Source organism: Microbacterium sp. MRS-1, from assembly GCF_000585455.1.
Taxonomy (GTDB): Bacteria; Actinomycetota; Actinomycetes; order Actinomycetales; family Microbacteriaceae; genus Microbacterium; species Microbacterium laevaniformans.
In genome coordinates, this window is record NZ_JAUF01000135.1 from 1 (window position 1) to 1,379 (window position 1,379).

Genomic DNA, 1,379 nt, shown 5'->3' on the forward strand with positions numbered 1-1,379 from the left:
ACTCCTCGAGAGCACTCCCGCGCCCTCTTGACACCGATAGGAGCATCTCCATGGCGGCGTTGTCTCCGGCGGCGCCGACGCGACCCATCGATCCGACCATGTCATGACGGCGCAGCTCGCGGGCCATCGCCCTGCTGCGACTTGACCACGACCCCGAGCTTGGACGCCGCACCGATCGCGCTGATGACCGTGACGGGCATCGCGATCCGGAGGGTTCCCGACCCGTTCACCGAGCCGGCGATCACCCCATCGGCGGGCCCCGACCTCGACCGGGATGGATTCGCGGGTGATCGCGGAGGTATCCAGCCCTTGACCGACCGTCGACGACGCTGCCATCTGTTGCAATCTGTTCACCGGCGCCAATGACGAGGACGTCCAGCTCGCGGACATCGGCGGCCGGGATTGCGCGAGTAAGAACAGGAACGCCAGCACGCCGACATAGCCGAGCGACACCGCGCCGGCGTGGACGGCACGATGTGGCACGGCCCCGTTCCCAATCGGCGACTCAGCCGCGCCGTCGCAACCTGGCTCGAATCAATCGAAGAGCTCTCCAAGCCACCCGCCGCGACGCCGACGGGATCGTCCGTCGTAGTCCCGGTAGCCGTCGCTGTCGTCGCGTCGGTCATCCTCCTCCTGGAGATAGGGTGACCGGGTATTCCTGGACGTCGCGCGCTCGATGATCTTGTCCAGCTCGCCGCGGTCCAACCAGACCCCACGGCATGTGGGGCAGTAGTCGATCTCGATGCCGGACCTCTCTGTCATCACCAGAGTAGTGCCGTCGGTGGGGCATTTCATGTCGGTTGTCCTTGTTCGTTGTGTGTGATTCCGTCGCGGGCCCGGGTCAAGAGAGCACTGGATGAGCCTTGGCGTCCGATGAGGCCGCGTGGGATCTGCCGTGGCCTGTCTCTTCGACAACACTCAATGCGGCGGTGGTGCCGTCTGCATGCTTTCGTGTAGCTGTGTGTGTCGGCCGTCCTGTGGGTACAATCGGGCCACACCAGGCGTCACCGGTGGTGAGCGGGCGGGTCAGTTCGAGCCGGCGCACAGTGTTGGCCTTGCGTGCCCCCTCCGGTCCGCAGCTTCCTCGCTCACGGTGCGGCTCCCGTCGTGTTCGCGGTACAGCGTGCACCGTCGTCGCAGGCAAGCACTGTGTCTACGAGCATTGAAATGGCGCGGGTCAGATGCGGGTCCACGCATCTCATATCGGGTTTGGCGTCCTTCCGCGGTCGCGACCACGATCCCGCAGCCACGCAGGCAGGCGAGGTGGTTGGAGACGTTCGTGCGCGTCAGGCCCAGCGAGTCCGACAACCGGACTGGGTAACCGGGGGCGTCGAGAAGCTCGAGGAGAATCCGGGAACGGGTCGGGTCCGCCATCGCGC

General features: G+C 66.1%; 1 protein-coding gene and 1 pseudogene. Both read right to left on the minus strand.

The features are described from left to right. Nucleotides 1–534: 534 nt before the first annotated feature. Entirely contained in the window at nucleotides 535–795 is a 261-nt protein-coding gene (locus AS96_RS14560; protein WP_036291368.1) for a TFIIB-type zinc ribbon-containing protein, read from the minus strand. A 293-nt stretch (nucleotides 796–1,088) separates the two neighbouring features. After that, nucleotides 1,089–1,379 (minus strand): annotated as a pseudogene (locus tag AS96_RS15175) (ArsR/SmtB family transcription factor); the annotation flags it as partial.